This window comes from Halomonas piscis, from assembly GCF_031886125.1.
GTDB lineage: Bacteria > Pseudomonadota > Gammaproteobacteria > Pseudomonadales > Halomonadaceae > Vreelandella > Vreelandella piscis.
In genome coordinates this window covers 695,885-714,721 of sequence record NZ_CP119391.1, presented here as the reverse complement: position 1 = coordinate 714,721, position 18,837 = coordinate 695,885, and the positions used below count along the sequence as shown (strand labels likewise).

The 18,837-nt window shown below is 65.3% G+C and carries 17 protein-coding genes; 3 read left to right on the top strand and 14 right to left on the bottom strand.

The window, feature by feature from the left end:
- The first annotated feature begins 244 nt into the window (after positions 1-244).
- Entirely contained in the window at positions 245-658 is a 414-nt protein-coding gene (locus P1P91_RS03355; protein ID WP_311884517.1) for a MerR family transcriptional regulator, read from the top strand.
- Positions 655-3,240: a heavy metal translocating P-type ATPase gene (locus tag P1P91_RS03350; protein ID WP_311884515.1), complete on the top strand. Its 2,586-nt coding sequence runs from the start codon at positions 655-657 to the stop codon at positions 3,238-3,240. Before P1P91_RS03355 ends, P1P91_RS03350 begins: the two co-directional genes overlap by 4 nt.
- Positions 3,241-3,286: 46 nt before the next feature.
- Here P1P91_RS03350 and torD read toward each other — a convergent pair whose 3' ends face one another.
- From torD to P1P91_RS03330, 4 genes are read right to left on the bottom strand one after another with little or no spacing between them, the layout of a single operon-like run.
- Complete coding sequence (gene torD / locus P1P91_RS03345; RefSeq protein ID WP_311884514.1) at positions 3,287-3,964, bottom strand: molecular chaperone TorD; 678 nt, start codon at positions 3,962-3,964, stop codon at positions 3,287-3,289.
- Positions 3,961-6,471 carry a trimethylamine-N-oxide reductase TorA gene (gene torA, locus P1P91_RS03340; RefSeq protein WP_311884513.1) on the bottom strand — a complete coding sequence of 837 codons (2,511 nt, stop codon included), beginning with the start codon at positions 6,469-6,471 and terminating at the stop codon, positions 3,961-3,963. The genes torD and torA overlap by 4 nt, the downstream gene beginning before the upstream one ends.
- Before the next feature lie 9 nt (positions 6,472-6,480).
- On the bottom strand, positions 6,481-7,713 hold the full coding sequence (gene torC / locus P1P91_RS03335) for a pentaheme c-type cytochrome TorC (RefSeq protein ID WP_311884511.1): 1,233 nt from the start codon (positions 7,711-7,713) through the stop codon (positions 6,481-6,483).
- Between the two features lie 28 nt (positions 7,714-7,741).
- Positions 7,742-7,921 (bottom strand): periplasmic nitrate reductase, NapE protein, encoded by a 180-nt coding sequence (locus P1P91_RS03330; RefSeq protein WP_311884509.1) that lies wholly within the window; start codon positions 7,919-7,921, stop codon positions 7,742-7,744.
- Positions 7,922-8,109: 188 nt separating this feature from the next.
- Here P1P91_RS03330 and P1P91_RS03325 point away from each other — a divergent pair, with 188 nt between their 5' ends.
- Entirely contained in the window at positions 8,110-8,859 is a 750-nt protein-coding gene (locus tag P1P91_RS03325) for an IS5 family transposase (RefSeq protein ID WP_311881913.1), read from the top strand.
- A 171-nt stretch (positions 8,860-9,030) separates the two neighbouring features.
- Here P1P91_RS03325 and P1P91_RS03320 read toward each other — a convergent pair whose 3' ends face one another.
- The 10 genes from P1P91_RS03320 to rpsP all read right to left on the bottom strand — a co-directional run bounded on the left by P1P91_RS03320 (position 9,031) and on the right by rpsP (position 18,789).
- Entirely contained in the window at positions 9,031-10,227 is a 1,197-nt protein-coding gene (locus P1P91_RS03320) for an MFS transporter (RefSeq protein ID WP_311884507.1), read from the bottom strand.
- A gap of 44 nt (positions 10,228-10,271) precedes the next feature.
- Positions 10,272-12,068 (bottom strand): single-stranded-DNA-specific exonuclease RecJ, encoded by a 1,797-nt coding sequence (locus P1P91_RS03315; protein ID WP_311884505.1) that lies wholly within the window; start codon positions 12,066-12,068, stop codon positions 10,272-10,274.
- Complete coding sequence (gene thrC / locus P1P91_RS03310; protein ID WP_311884503.1) at positions 12,068-13,456, bottom strand: threonine synthase; 1,389 nt, start codon at positions 13,454-13,456, stop codon at positions 12,068-12,070. The genes P1P91_RS03315 and thrC overlap by 1 nt, the downstream gene beginning before the upstream one ends.
- Before the next feature lie 4 nt (positions 13,457-13,460).
- On the bottom strand, positions 13,461-14,777 hold the full coding sequence (locus P1P91_RS03305; protein WP_311884502.1) for a homoserine dehydrogenase: 1,317 nt from the start codon (positions 14,775-14,777) through the stop codon (positions 13,461-13,463).
- Positions 14,778-14,859: 82 nt separating this feature from the next.
- Positions 14,860-15,618, bottom strand: coding sequence for a DsbC family protein (locus P1P91_RS03300; protein WP_311884501.1), 759 nt, complete (start codon positions 15,616-15,618; stop codon positions 14,860-14,862).
- Between the two features lie 6 nt (positions 15,619-15,624).
- Positions 15,625-16,506, bottom strand: coding sequence for a site-specific tyrosine recombinase XerD (gene xerD, locus P1P91_RS03295; RefSeq protein ID WP_311884499.1), 882 nt, complete (start codon positions 16,504-16,506; stop codon positions 15,625-15,627).
- A 115-nt stretch (positions 16,507-16,621) separates the two neighbouring features.
- Positions 16,622-16,975 (bottom strand): 50S ribosomal protein L19, encoded by a 354-nt coding sequence (gene rplS, locus P1P91_RS03290; protein ID WP_311884497.1) that lies wholly within the window; start codon positions 16,973-16,975, stop codon positions 16,622-16,624.
- 177 nt (positions 16,976-17,152) lie between these two features.
- Positions 17,153-17,914 carry a tRNA (guanosine(37)-N1)-methyltransferase TrmD gene (gene trmD / locus P1P91_RS03285; RefSeq protein WP_311885679.1) on the bottom strand — a complete coding sequence of 254 codons (762 nt, stop codon included), beginning with the start codon at positions 17,912-17,914 and terminating at the stop codon, positions 17,153-17,155.
- Between the two features lie 26 nt (positions 17,915-17,940).
- Positions 17,941-18,510 carry a ribosome maturation factor RimM gene (gene rimM, locus P1P91_RS03280; RefSeq protein ID WP_311884495.1) on the bottom strand — a complete coding sequence of 190 codons (570 nt, stop codon included), beginning with the start codon at positions 18,508-18,510 and terminating at the stop codon, positions 17,941-17,943.
- Positions 18,511-18,540: 30 nt separating this feature from the next.
- Complete coding sequence (gene rpsP, locus P1P91_RS03275; RefSeq protein WP_311884493.1) at positions 18,541-18,789, bottom strand: 30S ribosomal protein S16; 249 nt, start codon at positions 18,787-18,789, stop codon at positions 18,541-18,543.
- Between the last annotated feature and the right edge of the window lie 48 nt (positions 18,790-18,837).

Sequence of the window (18,837 nt, the reverse complement as noted above, 5' to 3'; positions counted from 1 at the left end):
TGAGAAAATCCCTGCGCGTAATCGCCATGAAGTCCCCTGTTCAAGTGGTTAGAACCGCTTTTGGCCCGGTGTTTTCACCAAGAAAGCGCCAATAATAAAGATTATTCGCCTTATTGTCATAAGCTAAAGTCCTGAAGCCATCGATGGCCACGGCATATCTTCCCCGACGCCCTTTGACCTTTGTGTAACACAAGGGTTTTATACTACGGGCACACTCAGCCCGAGGCCGCCAGGAGGATCGCCAGTGAAAGTCAGCGAACTTGCCCGCCGGGCGGGCGTTACCGCCGAAACTGTGCGCCACTACGTGCGCGAAGGACTGCTGTCGCCCGAGCGCCATCCGGATAACGGCTACCAGCTGTTCAACGATCACGACCTTGAGCGCCTGGGATTCATCCAGCGGGCGCGCATGCTGGGCTTCAGCGTCGCGGAAATCCGCGACATACTCGCCCACGCCGACCAGGGCGACTCGCCCTGCCCGCTGGTGCGCGACCTGCTGGCCTCGCGGCTGCCGCGCATACGCGCTCGCATCGCCGAGCTCGAGGCCCTGGCCACGCGCATGGAGGCGGCCCTGGCCAGCTGGCAGGACATGCCCGACGGCACCCCGGACGGGCACAGCGTATGCCGCCTGATCGAAAGCTTTCCCGAGGAGACGCCATGAAGTCGCAAACACTGACGCGCTACGTGCCCGGCATGAACTGCCAGGGCTGCGTCAAACGCATGCGTGAGGCCATTCAGGCCCACGATGACAACGCCGACGTGGTGGGCACTCCGGCCGAAAAACGCCTGGAGGTGACCGCCGCCCTCGACGGTGATGCCCTCGACCGCACGCTGGCGGACGCCGGCTTCCCGCCCGGCGATCCCGACGCCCCCACGGCCGGCGACGGCGCAGACAGCGCCGAATCGTCGGACGCTGACGCCGCTGGAACAGCCGACAGCCGCGAAAGGCCCGCCGGCGGCGAGACGACCCGCCTGGCGGTGAGCGGCATGACTTGCGCCAGCTGCGTGAAAACCGTGCAGCAGGCGCTTGAGCGCACCTCGGGCGTGACCTCCGCCGCGGTCAACTTCGGCACCCATACCGCCGAGGTGACGGGTAACGCCGAGGAAAACGCGCTGATCGATGCCGTCCAGGGCGTCGGCTACGACGCCGAGCCGATCGTGGACGTGCGCGACGCCGAAATGACCCGGGCGCAGCAGGAAGCCCGGGACTACAAAAAGCGCCTCAGGGGCAGCATTGCCTCCCTGGCGCTGGCCGTGCCGCTCATGGCCAGCATGTTTGTCTATCACCCCGACCCCGTCGGCACAGGAAGGCTTTACTGGCTGGTGATCGGCGCGCTGACCCTGGCCATCATGGCCTTTCCCGGCCGGCACTTTTTCACCGGCGCGTGGAAAAACGCCAAACACCACCAGGCCAACATGGATACCCTGGTGGCCATGGGTACCGGTACCGCCTGGCTTTATTCCATGGTCGTGGTGCTGCTGGGACCCTGGCTGCCCGAAGCCGCTCGGGGGATTTATTTTGAAGCCTCGGCCATGGTCATCGGGCTGATCCTTCTGGGCAACGCCATGGAGCTCAAGGCTCGGGGACGCACCAGCGACGCGCTCAAGCGCCTTCTCGACCTGCAAACCCGCACCGCCCGGGTGATCCGCGACGGCGAGGAGCAGGAAATCGATATCGACGCCGTCCGGGAAGGCGATCACATCCGCGTGCGCCCGGGCGAACGCCTGCCGGTGGACGGCGACGTGACCGAAGGCCAGAGCCACATCGACGAATCCATGCTCACCGGCGAGCCGGTTCCGGTGGCCAAGCACGAAGGCAGCGAGGTCAGCGCCGGCACGGTCAACGGCAAGGGCGGGCTTGTTTACCGCGCCACCCGGGTGGGCAACAACACCCGCCTTGGGCAGATTACCCGGCAGGTAGCCAGCGCCCAGGGCTCGCGCCCGCCCATCGGCGACCTGGCCGACAAGGTCTCCAGCGTGTTTGTGCCCTCGGTGATGATCATCGCCGTGCTTACCGCCCTGGCCTGGTTCAATTTCGGCACGGACGAGCGGGTGATCCACATGCTGGTGGCGGCGACGTCGGTACTGATCATCGCCTGCCCCTGCGCGCTGGGCCTGGCCACGCCGATTTCCACCATGATCGGCGTGGGCAAGGCCGCCGAGCACGGCGTGCTGGTGAGAAACGGCGAGGCGCTGCAAACCGCGAGCAAGCTCACCGCGCTGGTGGTGGACAAGACCGGCACCCTGACCGAAGGCAATCCCCGCGTCACCGAGGCAAAAGTGCTCGCCGGCCGCGAGCACGACGCGCTGAGCTACGTGGCCGCCCTGGAGCGCGGCTCCGAGCACCCGCTGGCCACCGCCCTGCTTGGCTACTGCGAGGAGGAAAAAGGCGTTGACGCCGCCGACATCCGCGACTTTGACAGCGTCACCGGCGGCGGCGTCAAGGCCCAGAGCGACGCCGGCAAGCTGCTGCTGGGCAACGCTCAGCTGCTGAAAGAGGCCGGCATCGATCTTTCCGCCGGCAGCGACAGCGCCCGGGCGCTCGAGGACAAGGCGCGCACCATCGTCTATCTTGCCGTGGGCGGCCGGCTCGCCGCGCTGTTCGGCGTCAGCGACCCGGTGCGGGAAGACGCCAAAAGCGCCATAGCCAGGCTCCAGGCAGACGGCCTGCACGTCATCATGCTCACCGGGGACAACCGCCACACCGCCCGGGCCGTGGGCGATGAGGTGGGGATCGAGGACTGCCGCGCCGGGCTCAAGCCCGAGGACAAGCACGCAGAAATCGAGCGGCTGCAAGAGGAAGGCCACGTCGTCGGCATGGTCGGCGACGGCATCAACGACGCCCCGGCGCTGGCCCGGGCCGACGTCGGCTTTGCCATCGGCCAGGGCACCGACGTGGCCATTGAAAGCGCGGGCATGACGCTGATGCGCGGCTCGCTGCACGGCGTCGCCACTGCCATCGAGCTCAGCCAGGCCACGCTTGCCAACATCAAGCAGAACCTGGCCGGGGCTTTTGGCTACAACGCCCTGTGCATCCCCATCGCTGCTGGGGTGTTTTACCCGCTGACCGGCATGCTGCTCTCGCCGATGATCGCAGGGGCCGCCATGTCGCTGTCGTCGATCACCGTAGTGAGCAACGCCAACCGCCTGCGGCTGTTTACCCCGCGCGGCGAGGAAAACGTCGCGACCGAAAGCGCTGCCGACGGCAGCACCGAGCCCCGGGAACAGAAGGAGGCTGCATGAGCATCATCGTGAACCTTGCAGGCCTTGGCCTGATCGGCTTTATCGTCTACTGGTTCTGGCTGAGCCAGTCGACGTAGGCCGAGGCCAGGGCAACCACGGCGGGATAAAAATCGCTCGCCGTGCTTACCCGTTCGCAGCGCCGGGCCAGTGCCGGCAGCCAGGGGGAAAGCTCGGCGCGGATGAAGGCCCCGGGTGTTTCCCCGCCCTCTTTGCTGCCTGCCATGCTGCCTATTTTGCTGTCGGCAGCGGGCGAGGCGGATTCCAGAGCGCTTGCCAGATAGTCGAGCATCACCGCCAGGTGATCCGCCGGCTCGCCGACGCCGTCTTTCACCGCAAAGCCCGCCGCCGCCAGCCGCGCCTCCATGCGCGCCGCCGCTTCGCCATGAAGGCGCGCCGCCGGCTCGGTATAGAGCGAAGCGTAGGGCGGCGCAGCGCTGCGTCCGTCCACCAGAAACAGCTCGGCAAAATCCGCTGCCAGCTCAAGCCGGGGCTCGGGCAGCAGCACCAGTCCCTTGAGCGCCTTTTCCACCCGGGAGCTAGCTTCGCTCAGGCCGCGCTCGCGCAAAAGGTCAAACAGCGGCCCGGCGTCGCCCCGGCGGTAGCTTGCCAGGGTGTCTTCATCAAGCTCGGCACTCAGCAGCGTGGCAAGCCAGCGGCACAGCACGGCGTCGTCCTGCCCCACTACCGGCTCGCCGGCGTTTTCGGCCGCAGCGCCTCGGCTCATAAGGCCACCTCTTCGGGGCCGCCAAAGGAGGTCACCGCCGGCGCTTCGCCGTCAAAGCGCTCGATCTCCACCACGCAGGTGTTGGCACTGGGTGCCTGAGCAAGCTTTGACGTGCCCACGTCCAGGGTCAGCGTATTGGGGTCGCCGTAGGTATCCAGCGCGCCGATTTCCGGCCCCACCGGGCCATACCAGGCGCCCTCCTGCAGGCGTACCACGCCCTCGGGGAAGTTGTCCGACACCACGGCACCGGCCAGCAGCTGGCCGCGGTCGTTGAACACACGCACCAGGTCGCCGTCTTTGATGCCGCGCTTTTCGGCGTCGTCCGGGCCGATGTAGAGGGGCTCGCGGCCCTGCACGGTGTAGGTGGCGCGCCACTCTTCGGACTCGCACATCTGCGAGTGCAGGCGCTTGTCCGGGTGGACCGACTGCAGCCACAGCGGGAAGCGCTCGGAGTTGGGGCCACCGTGGGAGCGCTCGGCCTTCTCCATCCAGGTCGGGTGCGAACGGCAGTCGTCGTAGTCGAAGCGGCCGATCTTGCGGCTGGAAATCTCGATAAACCCTGACGGCGTCCCCAGCGCGCTGACTTCCGGCGCCTTGCGGAAGTCAGCGTGGCGCACCCAGTTTTCCCCGCGGCCGAAGTCCACGTAGCCCGCCTCCCAGAACGACTTGAAGCTTGGCATGCCGGGGTCGGTATCGTGGCCGCCGGTGGCCGGCTTGAAGTCCTTGTTGGCTTCGCGGCACTCGTTGTAGAGCTTTTCTACCCAGCCCATTTCGTCGAGCCCGCGGCGATACTCCTCGTCGCGGCCGAAACGCCGGCAAAGGTCGGTGAAGATGTCGAAGTCGCTGCGCGAATGAAACACCGGATCCACCAGCTTGTGCATGGCCACCAGCCCACGGTTGGAGTAGGTGCCGTAGATATCGAGGTCGTTGCGCTCAAACTGGGTGCAGGCCGGCAGCACCAAATCGGAGAACCGGCAGGTAGCGTTCCACGAGTAGTCGATGGTGACCACCGACTCGAGGTTGTGGAACGCCTTTTTCATGCGGTTGTGATCCTGGTGATGGTGCCAGGGGTTACAGCCGCTGAACACGCACATGCGGATGTCCGGGAAGGTGACTTCGCTGCCGTTGTACTGGATGGTTTCGCCGGGATTGAGGATGGCGTCGATCCAGCGCGCCACGGGGATGGTCGAGCTTGCGCCCTTGAAGTCGTCGTTGTCGTGCTCGGGCTTTTTGCCGGCATCGACGTTGCGCGGGTAGGCGCCCGGCGCGCTGGCGCCGGACGACGGCACGCCGATGGAGCTGTAGTGGTGGCCGTAGCTGATGCCGCCGCCGGGGAGGCCGATCTGGCCCAGCATGGAGGCAATGACGGCTCCCATCCAGTAGGGCTGCTCGCCGTGCTGCTGACGCTGGATCGCCCAGCCAAATAAAAGCTGGGTGCGATCGCCTGCCAGCAGGCGGGCAAACTCTCGAATCTCGTCGGCCTCGACGCCGCAGATATCCGCCGCCCATTCGGGCGTTTTCTCTTCGCCGTCGTCGCCTTCGCCCTGGACATAGTCGATGAAGTCGTCAAATCCCAGCGCATAAGCCTTGATGAAGTCAGGGTCGTGGAGGTCTTCGTTGTACAGCGTATGGGCAATGCCCAGCATGAAGGCCACGTCGGTCATGGGATTGACGTAGCGCTGCTCGCAGCCAAGGTAGTTCTGTGTCTTGGTGCGCACCGGGTCCACGCTGATCACGCGGATGCTGCCGTCCTCGATCTTTTCCTTGAGCTTTTCCAGATAGGCGTAGGACTCGTGGGTTTCGCAGTTCCAGCCCACCTGCAGATTCTTGTACAGATCGTTGCCCCACAGCACCACGGTCTTGCTGTTCTCGAGGATCAGCGGCCAGGAGGTGCCCTGGCTGTAGACTTCGGTGGACCCCAGCACGTAGGGCAGGATCACCTGGCCCGCGCCGGTGGAGTAGTCCCCCACCTTCTTGACGAAGTTGCCGTGCATGCCCACCGCGCGCTGCATGTGGTTACCGCAGCTGTGCACCTGGCCGGTCTGGCGCCAGCCGGTGGCCCCGGCATAGAGGCCGGACGGACCGTGCTCGCGCTGGACGCGTTCGAGCTCTTCGTGGAACAGATCCAGCGCGGCGTCCCAGGTCAGGCGCACAAAGCGGTTGTCGCCCCGGGTGGTGCGATCGCCCTTGTGGCGGTTTTTCAGCCACTCCAGGCGCACCATGGGGTAGCGGATGCGCGAGGGGTTGTAGATCAGCCCCTTGATGCCCTTGAGCATCTCGGTGGGATAGCGGTCCACGTCAAACGGCTTGATCTCGGCCACACGGCCGCCCTTGACCAGGGCATTCATCGCCCCCCAGTGGGAGCCGGCGGTTTTCCATACGCCCTCTGCGGTCACCTCGGCTTCGGCGGTGCGGGTCAAAAGCCCCGGGCCCACCAGGGCGGCGGCCGCGCCGGCCGCCGTGCCGCTTAGGGTGCCTTTGAGAAAATGACGGCGACTAATCAACATACGGCCTCCTTATTCCCCGGCTACGTCTGTGACGCCGGTGGTGTTTTCCGCATCAACGGCTTGTGCGTCCTGAACATAGTCCGAGGAGTGCTTCTGCAGGTACTTGAGCACAAGCGACTGTGTCGGCCCGTCCATATTGGTAAAGCCCACCATGCCGGAGAACATCGCCGGCCAGGTGTTGGCATCAAAGTGTCCGGGGTCGGGCTCGGTATGGCACACGCTGCAGCCGTCGTGGTAGATCTGGCTGGCGGTGTCCCAAAGCGCGTCGCGCCTGTCGACGTAGGCGCCCTTCTTCGCCCACAGCTCGACGTTCACCCGGGCCCAGGGCAGGCCGGTCAGCTCATCGACCTTTTGCTCGCCGGTGTCGATCAGGGCGTCATCCTGGGCAACGTCTCTGTCAAGAATCGCGCTTTCGATATTCTGGCCAAAGTCTTCATACAGCACCCGGCCAAAGCCCTTCTCCTTGCGCCAGCCGGGGATATTCAGCCTGACGCTGTCGCCCCGGGTCTCCTCCACGGTCACTTCCGAGGCAATGGTCAGCTGGCCGGCCAGCTCGTCAAGCTCGGCGTCGCGGTACAGGTCCACGGACTCGGCGCTGTAGTAAGCCTCGTCGCTTCCCGAATCCACGGAGACGGCGTTGTTTACCAGCTTGGCAAGCATGGGGTTGCCGCCCTTGTTCATGTCTTCGGGCAGATGGTGGGCGATGCCCTTGTGGCAGTCCAGGCAGCTCTGATCACGCTCGGCGGCAGGTTTCATGAAGCGCCGCGCCTCGTCGGACATGCGCTCCCAGTCCATGCTGTCGTAGTCGTGGCAGCTGCGACATTCCTTGGAGCCGTTGGCCTTGAAGCGTGCCCACTCGTGCTGTGCCAGCTCCAGACGCTTTTCCTCGAATTTTTCCGGCGTGTCGATGGTGCCGAATATCGCACCCCAGACTTCCTTGCTCGCCTGCATCTTGCGCGCGATTTTTGCCGTCCAGTCGTGGGGCACGTGGCAATCCGAACAGATCGCCCGTACGCCGGTACGGTTGGACCAGTGAATGGTTTCCTGCAGCTCCTGGTAGACGTTGTCTTCCATCTCGTGACAGCTGACGCAAAACTTCTCGGTATTCGTCACTTCCATGGCGGTGTTGAAGCCGCCCCAGAAAATCACCCCGGCAATAAAGCTGACCAGAATAATGACCCCGAGGCTGATATGTACCGGCGGTCGCTTCAACGTATTCCACAGCGTGGCAATGAACTTCATGGTGTCTCCCCCTCAAGTATGAATGATGTCAGCCGCCGTGCCCGGGCGGACCCAGCACGAAGACCTGCAGCATCCACACGACAAAGCCGTAGCCGCCGACCACGGCGATGCTCAGCAGGGGAACGACAATAGCGACAATAAACAGCAGCGCCGCCCACTCACGACGCTTGCTGCTGCCGGCCTCTGCCCGGCTATCGGATTTGGCCATGCTGCCCTCCGGCGGTTGGTAGCGATGTTTTCGATGACGTCATAACCCGGCCCCGACACCTCACTGCCGGCGCTCCGAGAAAAGCTGAGTGTTTTAGGGTCTGTTGACGTTTCATGGCAGGGGTATTGGCAGGATAGGGGCAAGCTCACAGAATAAAGGTTCCTAAGCCAACAAACTGCAAGCCTGCCATGCCCCGACAAATGCTCACGGATGAACACTGGCCGAAGCTGAAATCTATCCTGCTTCAACAAGGTATTTATGACAAGACCGATCTGCGTACCACGGTGGAAGGCATCCTTTATCGGATGCGAACCGGCTGCCCGTGGCGGGACCTACCGGAGGCGTTTGGCCCCTGGAACACGGTCTACAAGCGCTTCAACGCCTGGTCAGCGAGTGGAAAGCTGATGAGGATTTTCATCTCTCTGGTGGAAGATCCTGATGTCGAGTGGCTATTTATTGATGGTTCCTACGTCAAGGCTCACCAAGATAGCACTGGGGCTGCCACGGAAGATGCAGAAGCCATTGGCAAAAGTCGTGCAGGCAATACCAGCAAGATCCACTTGGCCGTGGATGCTTATGGGTTGCCGATCGCCTTCAGAATAACCGGGGGTGAAGTGCACGACAGCACGGAAGCCCAGGCATTGATTGACGGTTTGCCGGCAGGTGACGCGCTGGTGGCTGACAAAGGCTATGACAGTGAACGTATCCGCGAGCAGGTCGAAGCCAAAGGAATGGCTGCCGTCATTCCACGCAGGCGTAACTCGAAAAAAGGAAATGCCAATCTGGACAGAGGGTTATATCGCTACCGGCATCTGGTTGAGAATGCCTTTGCTCGATTGAAACCGTATCGCGCCATTGCGACGCGCTACGATAAGCTCAAACGAAATTACGAAAGCATGGTGGCCTTGGCATGCGGCTTTTTATGGCTACCAATGTGAAACGTCAACAGGCCCTAATAAACTTTTATTATGTCAGCCTTTCATCGCGGAATAAAAAGTACTTCGGATACCTCTTCCGGCCTGTCCCGCCAAACCCGCCTATACGCCTGGATCAGGCATAAAAATACCGGCCCGAAGGCCGGTACAGTGCAGGCACAAAACGCTGGCCCCTTACGCCGAGGCGCGCGGAATACGCAGCACCAGCCAAAGCGCCAAGGCGCACAGAAGAGCGGCCAGCCCGGCAAAGCCGGTGCCGGTGGCCACCAGCCCCAAACGGCTGGTGGCAAGGCCGATACCCACTACCGGAATCGATAGCGCCACGTAGGCGACGATGAAGAAGGCCGACGTTACCGCGCCGCGCTGATCCGCCGGCGAAGCCGCCGCAATGGCGCCCATGCCGGCGCGAAAGCCGATGCCCTGGCCGGACCCGGCCAGCACCGCACCGCCGCAAAACGTCGCCATGCTGGCGGCAAAAAGCCCCGCGCCGATCAGCAGCGCTCCGACCAGCAGCGTCAAACACCCCAGCGGCAGCCGCCACTGGGGCGCTATCCGCCCCTGCAGCGACTGCCCCGCCGTCGAGGCGATAAACACCAGGCACACCACCAGGCCGATCAGCGCCAGGTTTTGTTCGCCCAGCACCTGCTGCATGAACGCCGGCGCCATGGAGTTGAAAAAGCCCAGCACCGCAAAGCCGGCAAACCCCACCAGCGCGGCGGGCACAAACACCCGGCGCACCCCGGGCGGAATACTCAGGCGCTGCACGCGCAGGTCCGGAGCCGCTTGGCGGGCCACGGTTTCCGGCGCACGCCAGACCAGCAGCATGCCGATGGCCAGCAGCCCCAGATGCAGCGCGTAGGACAGCGCAAGCGGCGCCGGCAGCCAGGTGACCAAAATGCCCGCCACCAGCGGGCCAAGCCCCAGGCCGCCCATGTTCACCGCGGTAGCGGCCAGGGTGGCGCGAGGTTTCCAGGCCTCCGAGGCCAGCTCGATCACCGCTACCGTCGCGGTGCCGGTAAATATTCCCGCGGAAATGCCCGAAATCACCCGGCCCACCAGCAGCGTTCCCAGGCTGTCGCCGGCGAGAAAGACCACATCGCTAAGCGCGGCGGCCAGCATGCCGACAAACAGCATGGGGCGCCGCCCCAGCTGATCCGACCAGCGCCCGGTCACCACCAGCGCGCCGATCACGCCGATGGCGTAGACGGCAAAAATGACCGTGATCACCAGCTGGGAAAAGCCGTATTCGGCCTGATAGAGCGGGTACAGCGGCGTGGGCAATGTGGTCCCCAGCATCACCGCGAGAAAGGCAAACGCCGGGCCGAGAAAGGCCAGCGGCGACGCCGTTTGCGAAGTCGACGGTGCAGGCATAAGCCAATCCTTGGTCAGGGCAAGACAGGAGACAGCGCCGGGCGCTACCGCGGCTCGGCGTGCTCCACCATCAGCTGCAGGCTTTCGCGGCCGCGAAAGCGGTTGCGGTTGAGCTTGTAGGCGCAGTGCAGGGTGTCACCCATGCCGAAGGCGGGAAGCTCACCGGGGGTCAGCGCGCGAAACCAGATGGCCTTGAGCGTCGCGGCGCCGGTGGATAGTTCCATCATCAGATGGCTGCCGTCGGCGCCGACCGGGCGCAGGGACTCGACGATAAATTCGCCCTCGAACAGCGGCGGATCGAACTCGCGGCCGTAGGGGCCGAGCGTCTCCAGCTCGTCCAGGGTGGCAAGATCCATCTGGTCTGCCTCGAGCTCGCCGTCGGTCCACAGCCGCGGATAAAGCGGCGCATCGCCCAGCTGCTCCTCTACCGCGCGCAAGAACGCCGCCTTGAACTCGCCCAGGCGTTCTTCGGGCAGGCCGATGCCGGCAGCGCCGCTGTGCCCGCCAAAGCGCGGCAGCGCTTCGGGGGCCAGCTCAAAGGTGCGCTGTAGCGCGTCGCGCAGGTGCAGCCCGTCGATGGAGCGTCCGGAGCCGGTGAGCATTCCGGGAGCAGAAGCCCGGGTGAGCACCAGCGCCGGGCGGCCGTAGGCCTGCACCAGCCGGGAGCCGACGATGCCCTGCACCCCCGGGTGGCCGTCTTCGACAAACACCACGATGGCTTTCTCATCGGCGACGAGCGACTCGGCGGCAAGCGCCCTGGCTTCGGCCGCCATCTCCGCCTCGATGGCCTTGCGCGACTGGTTGTCGTCCTCAAGGATGCCAAGCTGCTTCGCCGCCACGGCGTCGCTTTCGGCGAGCATGAAATGCAGCGCCGCGTAGGGGTCGTCAAGGCGCGAGCGGGCGTTGATCCTGGGCCCCATCTGAAACGCCAGGGTTTCGGCGTCGAACGGCACGCTGTCCGGCCCCAGGCGTTCGGCCATGGCTCGCCAGCAAGGCGCTTCCATGCGGTTGATGAGCTTGAGGCCCTGAGTGACCACAGCCCGGTTGGCCGGGCTTGCCCCCAGCGACACGCAGTCGGCCACGGTGCCCAGCGCCACGTACGACAGCCACGGCGAGAGCTTGGGCGTAGCGCCGGGCAGCGCGCCCCATTCGATGAGCACGCTTCGCGCAAGCGACATCACCAGCCAGGCGACCATGCAGCCGGCAATGGTGGCATCCGGGTAGGCGCAGTCATGCCGAGTGGGATTCACGCAGGCATAGGCCGAGGCCGGCGGCCCCTCTGCCGGCAGGGCGTGGTGATCGCTGACCACCACGTCGATGCCCTCTTCGGCCAGGCGCGCAATGCGCGGCTCGTCGGAGCTGCCGCAGTCGGCGGTGATGACCAGCGTCGGCCGCGGTGCCAGCCCCAGGGTGCGCTCCACCAGCGGCAGGCTGATGCCGTAGCCGTCATGGATGCGGTGGCCGATCAGGCTGTGGAGTTTCGCGTCGGCCACGCCAAAAAGCTCCACCAGGGTGCGCCGGATCACCACGTGGGAGGTAATGCCGTCGACGTCGTAATCGGTGAGAATACCGATGTGCTCGCCCTCCGTCACCGCCTGGGCGATGCGCTCGGCGGCTCGGCGGCCGTCGGCGAGTTTCTCCGGGTGCGCCAGGTGACGCAGCCCCGGCGTGACCAGAGGCGCAAGCGGCTCGGCGTAGCCCGGCAGGCGCGAGGCCAGAAGCCACGCCTGAAGCGCCGTGAGCCCTTCGGCCCGGGCCCGGGCGTAGACGTCCGGATCCCGGGGCCGCGGCTCCAGGCGCGGCCGGGTCATGCCTCGCGGCAGTTCCGCCAGTACGCTCATCAGCGGCGGTTCTCCGCGACGAACCGCTGCACGGCGTCAAGCTCGGCGGGCAGCACCGCAAAGCGCTCCTCGCGCTCGAGCAGGCCTTCCATGTGCGGCGGCAGCTCAACGCCGGGGAAGCCGGCCTCGATCACGGCGTCGGCAAACTTGGCCGGGTGCGCGGTGGCAAGAGTGATCATCGGCGTGGCGGCGTTCGCCCGAGCGCGCTCGGCGGCGCGGTAGCCGGTGGCGGTGTGCGGGTCGAGCAGCTCGCCGGTGCGCCGATGGGCTTCGCGGATGACCTCGAGGATGGTGGCGTCATCCACGCTGTGGCTTGAGAACTTCTCGCGCAGCTTGGCCAGCGGCGCCTCGGCCAAAGCGGCGGGCTCGTGCTGGAAGCGCTCCAAAAGCGCCGCCACGGCGGCACCGTCGCGGTCATAGGCGTCGAACAGCAGGCGCTCAAAGTTGGACGACACCACGATATCCATGGAAGGCGCCAGCGTTGCCTCAAGCTCGCGCCTGGAGAAGTCGTTGTCGGCAAGCGTACGGTGCAGAATATCGTTGGCGTTGGTCGCAACGATGAACTGCTTCACCGGCAGCCCCATCTTGTAGGCCATGTAGCCGGCAAAGACGTTGCCGAAGTTGGCCGAGGGCACGCAGAAGCTCACCTCGCGGTGGGGCGCGCCCAGGGCCACGCCGGCGGCGACGTAGTAGACCATCTGCGCCATGATCCGCGCCCAGTTGATCGAGTTCACCGCCACCAGCCGGGTGCCGTCGAGAAAGGCCTGATCGGCGAAGCTGGCCTTGACCATGGCCTGGGCGTCGTCGAAGTTGCCCTCGATGGCCACGTTGAAGACGTTGTCCGCGAGCACCGTGGTCATCTGGCGGCGCTGCACCTCGGACACCCGGTTGTGCGGGTGCAGGATGAAGATATCCAGGTTGTCGCAGTGGCGACAGCCCTCGATCGCCGCCGAACCGGTATCCCCCGACGTTGCCCCCATGATCACCGCGCGCTCGCCGCGCTTTTTGAGAAAGTGATCAAGAATGCGGCCGAGAAGCTGCAGCGCCACGTCCTTGAACGCCAGGGTGGGACCGTGGAACTGCTCGAGCAAAAAGTGGTTGGCATCCAGCTGCCTGAGCGGCACCACCGCGTCGTGGCTGAAGGTCGAGTAGGCCTCCACTATCAGCTGATGCAGGGTGGTGTCATCGATTTCGCCGCCGACGAAGGGCTTGATCACGCGAAAGGCGATGTCGGCGTAGGACAGCCCGGCCATGTCGGCCAGGGCGTCGCGGGTGAACGACGGCAGCGTTTCGGGAACGTAGAGACCGCCGTCGCTGGCCATGCCGGTGAGCACGACCTCCTCGAAGGAGAGCGCCGGGGCCTCGCCCCGGGTGCTGATATAGCGCATGGCGTTACTCTCCCTCGTCCAGGCTCTCCACCCGGATACGGGTCACCGAGCCGGCAATATCGGCCATGGACTCGATCTCGCGGATGGCGTCGTTCATCTCACGCTCCCTGGTACGGTGGGTCATCATGATGATGGGGACCAGCTCGCCTTCGGTGATTTCCTTCTGGATCAGCGCCTCGATGGAGATGCCGTGCTCGGCAAGGATCGTGGCCACCCGGGCCAGCACGCCGGGGCGGTCCACCGCCAGCAGGCGCAGGTAGTAGGCCGTGGTGATGTCTTCCATGGGCATGATCGCCGGGGCGTCCATGTCCTCGGTGACGCCGCTGAAGGCCAGATAAGGCACGCGGTACGGGTGCTCGGTGTTGATATCCCGGGCGACGTCGAGAATATCCGCAATCACCGCCGACGCCGTGGGCTCGGAGCCGGCGCCGGCACCGTAGTAAAGCGTGGGGCCCACGGCGTCGCCCATCACCGCAATGGCGTTTTTCACCCCGCTGACGTTGGCCAGCAGCCGCTCCTTGGGCACGAGGGTGGGGTGGACGCGAAGCTCCAGGCCGTTGTCGGTGCGCTTGGCGATTCCCAGATGCTTGATCATGTAGCCTAGATTGTCGGCCTGCTCGACGTCCTCGGCGGTAATCCGGCCGATTCCCTCGGTGTAGGCCTTGTCGAACTGCAGCGGCACGCCGTAGGCGATGGACGCCATGATGGTCAGCTTGTGCGCGGCATCGATGCCTTCGACGTCGAAAGTGGGATCGGCTTCGGCGTAGCCCAGCGCCTGGGCCTCGGCGAGCACGTCCTCAAAGGCACGGCCTTCGTCGCGCATGTGGGTGAGAATGTAGTTGCCGGTGCCGTTGATGATGCCGGCCACCCATTCGATGCGGTTGGCCCCCAGGCCCTCGCGCAGCGACTTGATCACCGGAATGCCGCCGGCAACGGCCGCTTCGAAGGCGACGATCACGCCCTTGTCGTGGGCCGCCTGGAAAATTTCGTTGCCGTGCACGGCAATCAGCGCCTTGTTGGCGGTGACCACGTGCTTGCCGTTGTCGATGGCGGTGAGCACCAGCTCCCGGGCGATATCGTAGCCGCCGATGAGCTCGACAATGACGTCGATATCGGGGTTGGCGGCGACTTCAAAGACGTCGCCGGTGGCCTTGATACCGGTGATATCGCAGTCCGGGTGGATACTGCGATGCCCTACCTGCTCAACCACGATCGGGCGGCCCGCCCGGCGCGCGATGTCTTCGGCGTTGCGCGTCAATACGTTGAAGGTGCCGCCGCCGACGGTGCCCAGACCACAAATACCTACTCTCACCGGTTTCACAATAAATCCCCTTTTTTGTTGCGCACCGGTATCGGATCAGCCATCGACCGGTGCAGTCAGCATAGTGTCAGATTGCGTTCATTTAGCGCTGGCGCTCAGCGCCGGGCTGGTTGTCCAGCCCCAGCATGGCGGCCAGCCGCTCGGGGGGCACAAAGCCCGGCACCATGGTGCCGTCGGGCAGAACGATCGCCGGGGTGCCCTTCACGCCGAGCTCCAGGCCCAGCCGGTGCTGCTCGGCCACCGGGTTGTCGCAGCCGGCACCGGCGCTGAGCGTTTCGTCATCAAACGCCCGGCTGAGCGCCTCGCTGACGTTGTCGCTGCACCAGGCCTGCTGCATGACCCGGGCCGCCGGACTCTGCATGCCGCCGCGCGGAAAGGCCAGGTAGTTGACCTCGATGCCGCGCTCGTTGAGCTCGGGGATGCTTTCGTGCAGCCGGGTGCAGTACGGACAGCTGGTGTCGGTAAACACCGTGATGGTGGCGCGCGGCTCACCCACGCCGCGATAGATCGCGCGCTCGCTGTCCGGCACGTCCGCCAGCGCCTCGGCGCGCTCCTGGTTCTTTTCCTGCTCGCTTAGGTTGGTGAGCTTGTCGCCCTCGTTGTGATACAGGTCACCCACCACGAAATAGCTGCCGTCGGCGTTGGCGTAAAACGACTCGCCGCCCTTCAGCTCAACGTGGTAAATGCCGTCCAGCGGCGTGTCGCTTACGCTTTCCACCGGCACTTTCTGGCCGTTGATGCGCAGCGAGTCGGTCAGCGTATCGGGCGCGGGGGCAGCTGCTGCCAGCCCGGGGAGCAGCGCGCCGGCAACCGCCAGGCGTAAAAGCAAATGTCGACCCATTGTCGTTCAACCTCGTGGATGATGTTCAGCGTGCAGCTGCTCAAGGCGCGCTTGGGCAACGTGCGTGTAAATCTGCGTGGTGGACAAGTCGCTATGCCCCAGCAGCAGCTGTACGACACGCAAATTAGCGCCATGATTCAATAAGTGCGTGGCAAAGGCGTGGCGCAGGGTGTGCGGCGACAGCGGCGTGGCAATGCCGGCGGCAAACGCATGAGCCTTGATGCGATGCCAGAACGTCTGGCGCGTCATGGCCTTGTCGCCGCGCCCGGGAAAAAGCGCCGGGCGCGTTACGTCCTGCATCAGTGCCGGCCGCGCGGCGTCGATGTAGCGCTCGAGCCAGTGCGCGGCTTCCGCCCCCAGCGGCACCAGCCGATCCTTGTCGCCCTTGCCGCGCACCCGCACCACCCCCTGGCGCAGGTTCACGGCGTCAACGCTCAAGCCTACAAGCTCGGAGACGCGCAGGCCACAGGCATAGAGCAACTCGAGCATGGTGCGATCGCGCAGCCCCAGCGGCGCGCCGGTGTCCGGGGCCGCCATGAGCCGCTCGACCTCGTCTTCATCGAGCACGTGGGGCAAAGCCGGCCGCACCGGCGGCAGTCGGATCCCCGCCAGCGGATCGCTGGAGACCTGGCCGGTCAACCGCGCCCAGCGATAAAAGCTTCTCAGGCTCGACAGCAGGCGGGCGTTGCTGCGCAGCCGATAGCCCTCGGCCCGGCGCGCCTCGAACCAGGCCACCAGCCTCTCCGGCGGCGGTGCTCTCAGGGACTCTCCGGCGTCCTCCAGCACCCGGCACCACGCCGTCAGGTCGCGCCGGTAGGCGGCCAGGGTATGCTCGCTGGCGCCGCGCTCCAGCCACTGGGCATCCAGGAAGGCATCGATCAGGTCCATGGGTACCGGCCTTTTGCTCGGGGATCATGCCGCAGACGGGCAGACAAGCAAAACCCCGCCCCGCAAAGCGGTGACGGGGTTCTCAAGCAGCCCGAAGGCTGGACGAAAGGCGGGCTTACGCCAGCTTTTCCTTGATGCGCGCGGACTTGCCGCTGCGCTCGCGGAGGTAGTAAAGCTTGGCCTGACGTACGTCACCGCGACGCTTGACGTGGATGGAGTCCACCAGCGGGCTGTAGGTCTGGAAGGTACGCTCGACGCCCACGCCGTGGGATACCTTGCGCACGGTGAAGGCGGAGTTCAGGCCGCGGTTGCGCTTGCCGATCACTACGCCTTCAAACGCCTGCAAACGCTCGCGGCTGCCTTCCTTTACCTTGACCTGCACGGAGATGGTATCCCCCGGGGCAAAGGCCGGCATTTCCTTTTCCGTCTGCTCGGCTTCAAGCGCCTGGATCACCTTGTTCTTGCTCATCGTCTTGCTCCTGATATGTCGTGGTGGTCTGCCGCATACGAATATGGGTGGGCAAACCGTGATCCCGGCGCTCGGTGCGAGTGCGCGGGAGTCGTCATGGGTGACGCAGGTGCGTGGCTACCGGCCTTCGCCCTGCACCGCCGCCCTGCCCCTCCGGCTGGCCGCCTGGCCAACCCGCTAGCGGGGGGGCAACGCGTTCTCTTCGATGAATTCATCCAGCAGCCGGCGCTGCGTTTTTTCCAGGGTTTGCCGGTCGATCAGCTCCGGCCGGCGCAGCCAGGTACGCCCGAGCGACTGTTTCAGCCGCCAGCGCCTGATGGCTTCGTGGTCACCGCTCAGCAGCACCTCGGGCACGTGCGCGCCGTCGATCACTTCCGGGCGCGTGTAGTGCGGGCAGTCCAAAAGCCCCTGGTTGAATGAATCCTCGACGGCGGAGTCCTGATGCCCGAGCACCCCGGGAATCAGCCTTGCCGCCGCGTCAATCAGCACCATGGCCGGCAGCTCGCCGCCGCTCAGCACATAGTCGCCGATCGACCATTCCTCATCGATGTCACGCTCGACCACGCGTTCGTCAATGCCTTCGTAGCGCCCGGCCACCACCACCAGCGGGCCTTGGGCGGCCAGCGTCTGCACGCCCTGCTGGTCGAGCTTCCTGCCCTGGGGCGAGAGGTAGATCACCGTCGGCGCGAGGCCGGTGGCCTCTTCGGCGCGGGCCCGGGCGTCGGCAATGGCGCCGCGCAGGGTGTCGACCTTCATCAGCATTCCCGGACCGCCGCCGTAGGGGCGGTCATCGACGCTGCGGTGGCGGTCGGTGGCGTAGTCCCGAGGGTTCCAGTACTCGAGCGCCAGCCGCCCCCTGTCTATCGCTCGGCCGGTCACGCCGTGCCCGGTCAGAGCACCGAACATCTCGGGGAACAGCGACACTACGCCGACCCACAGGCCTGGCGATGCGGCGTCCGTCACGGTCAAAAGTCCGGGTCCCAGTCGACGCGCATTTGGCCCGCGTCGAGATCCACCTCGATGATGACGTCACCGGGCAGATACGGCAGCAGGCGTTCGCGCCGGTCGATGGCCTCGCGGTCGCCGCGCACCATCATGACATCGTTGGCGCCGGTCTCGAACAGGCCTGCGACCCGCCCCAGCCGTTCGCCGGCACGGGTGAAGACCGCCAGGCCCTCAAGCTCGTGCCAATAGTATTCGTCGTCGGCAAGCTCGGGCAGTTCGTCCTTGGGCATGAGGATGTCCGCTTTCACCAGCGCCTCTGCGGCGCTGCGGTCGGCCACGCCGTCAAGCTGGACGACCAGCCCCTTGCCCTGCCGGCGCCCCTGAACGACGCGGTAGCGTGAAAGGCGATCGCCCTTTCGCACCCACCATTCGGGATAGTCAAAAATGCTGTCAGCAGGGCTGGTGTAGGCGTATACCTTGAGCCACCCCTGGATACCGTGGGGGCTTGTCAGCTGGCCCAGCACCACGCAGTCCTCCGGCGCCAGGCGATGTGCGTCGGCCGGAGATGTAGAGCGCGCGGGATCAGACATCAAACACCTCGTCTAACAGCACGGCCGCCCTTAAGCCTGCTTGCCGGCTTCCTTGACCAGCTCGGCAACGCGATCGGACAGCTGCGCGCCGTGGCCCTGCCAGTAGGAGATGCGGTCCAGATCGATGCGCAGACGCTCTTCTTCGCCGCGGGCAACGGGGTTGAAAAAGCCCACGCGCTCGATGAAACGGCCGTCGCGCGAACGACGCGAATCGGTCACGGAAAGATGATAAAAAGGACGCTTTTTGGCGCCGCTGCGTGCCAAACGAATGGTAACCATACGAACAATATCCTTCGGTTGAGATGACAAAAGCGCCCTGCCGCGGGC

What these genes read in the sequence shown, in the direction of transcription:
- P1P91_RS03350 (WP_311884515.1), top strand. Translation starts at nt 655, where the DNA reads ATGAAGTCGCAAACACTGACGCGCTACGTGCCCGGCATGAACTGCCAG.
- torD (WP_311884514.1), bottom strand. Translation starts at nt 3,964, where the DNA reads ATGAGCCGAGGCGCTGCGGCCGAAAACGCCGGCGAGCCGGTAGTGGGG.
- torA (WP_311884513.1), bottom strand. Translation starts at nt 6,471, where the DNA reads ATGTTGATTAGTCGCCGTCATTTTCTCAAAGGCACCCTAAGCGGCACG.
- torC (WP_311884511.1), bottom strand. Translation starts at nt 7,713, where the DNA reads ATGAAGTTCATTGCCACGCTGTGGAATACGTTGAAGCGACCGCCGGTA.
- P1P91_RS03330 (WP_311884509.1), bottom strand. Translation starts at nt 7,921, where the DNA reads ATGGCCAAATCCGATAGCCGGGCAGAGGCCGGCAGCAGCAAGCGTCGT.
- P1P91_RS03325 (WP_311881913.1), top strand. Translation starts at nt 8,110, where the DNA reads ATGCCCCGACAAATGCTCACGGATGAACACTGGCCGAAGCTGAAATCT.
- P1P91_RS03320 (WP_311884507.1), bottom strand. Translation starts at nt 10,227, where the DNA reads ATGCCTGCACCGTCGACTTCGCAAACGGCGTCGCCGCTGGCCTTTCTC.
- P1P91_RS03315 (WP_311884505.1), bottom strand. Translation starts at nt 12,068, where the DNA reads ATGAGCGTACTGGCGGAACTGCCGCGAGGCATGACCCGGCCGCGCCTG.
- thrC (WP_311884503.1), bottom strand. Translation starts at nt 13,456, where the DNA reads ATGCGCTATATCAGCACCCGGGGCGAGGCCCCGGCGCTCTCCTTCGAG.
- P1P91_RS03300 (WP_311884501.1), bottom strand. Translation starts at nt 15,618, where the DNA reads ATGGGTCGACATTTGCTTTTACGCCTGGCGGTTGCCGGCGCGCTGCTC.
- xerD (WP_311884499.1), bottom strand. Translation starts at nt 16,506, where the DNA reads ATGGACCTGATCGATGCCTTCCTGGATGCCCAGTGGCTGGAGCGCGGC.
- rplS (WP_311884497.1), bottom strand. Translation starts at nt 16,975, where the DNA reads ATGAGCAAGAACAAGGTGATCCAGGCGCTTGAAGCCGAGCAGACGGAA.
- rimM (WP_311884495.1), bottom strand. Translation starts at nt 18,510, where the DNA reads ATGTCTGATCCCGCGCGCTCTACATCTCCGGCCGACGCACATCGCCTG.
- rpsP (WP_311884493.1), bottom strand. Translation starts at nt 18,789, where the DNA reads ATGGTTACCATTCGTTTGGCACGCAGCGGCGCCAAAAAGCGTCCTTTT.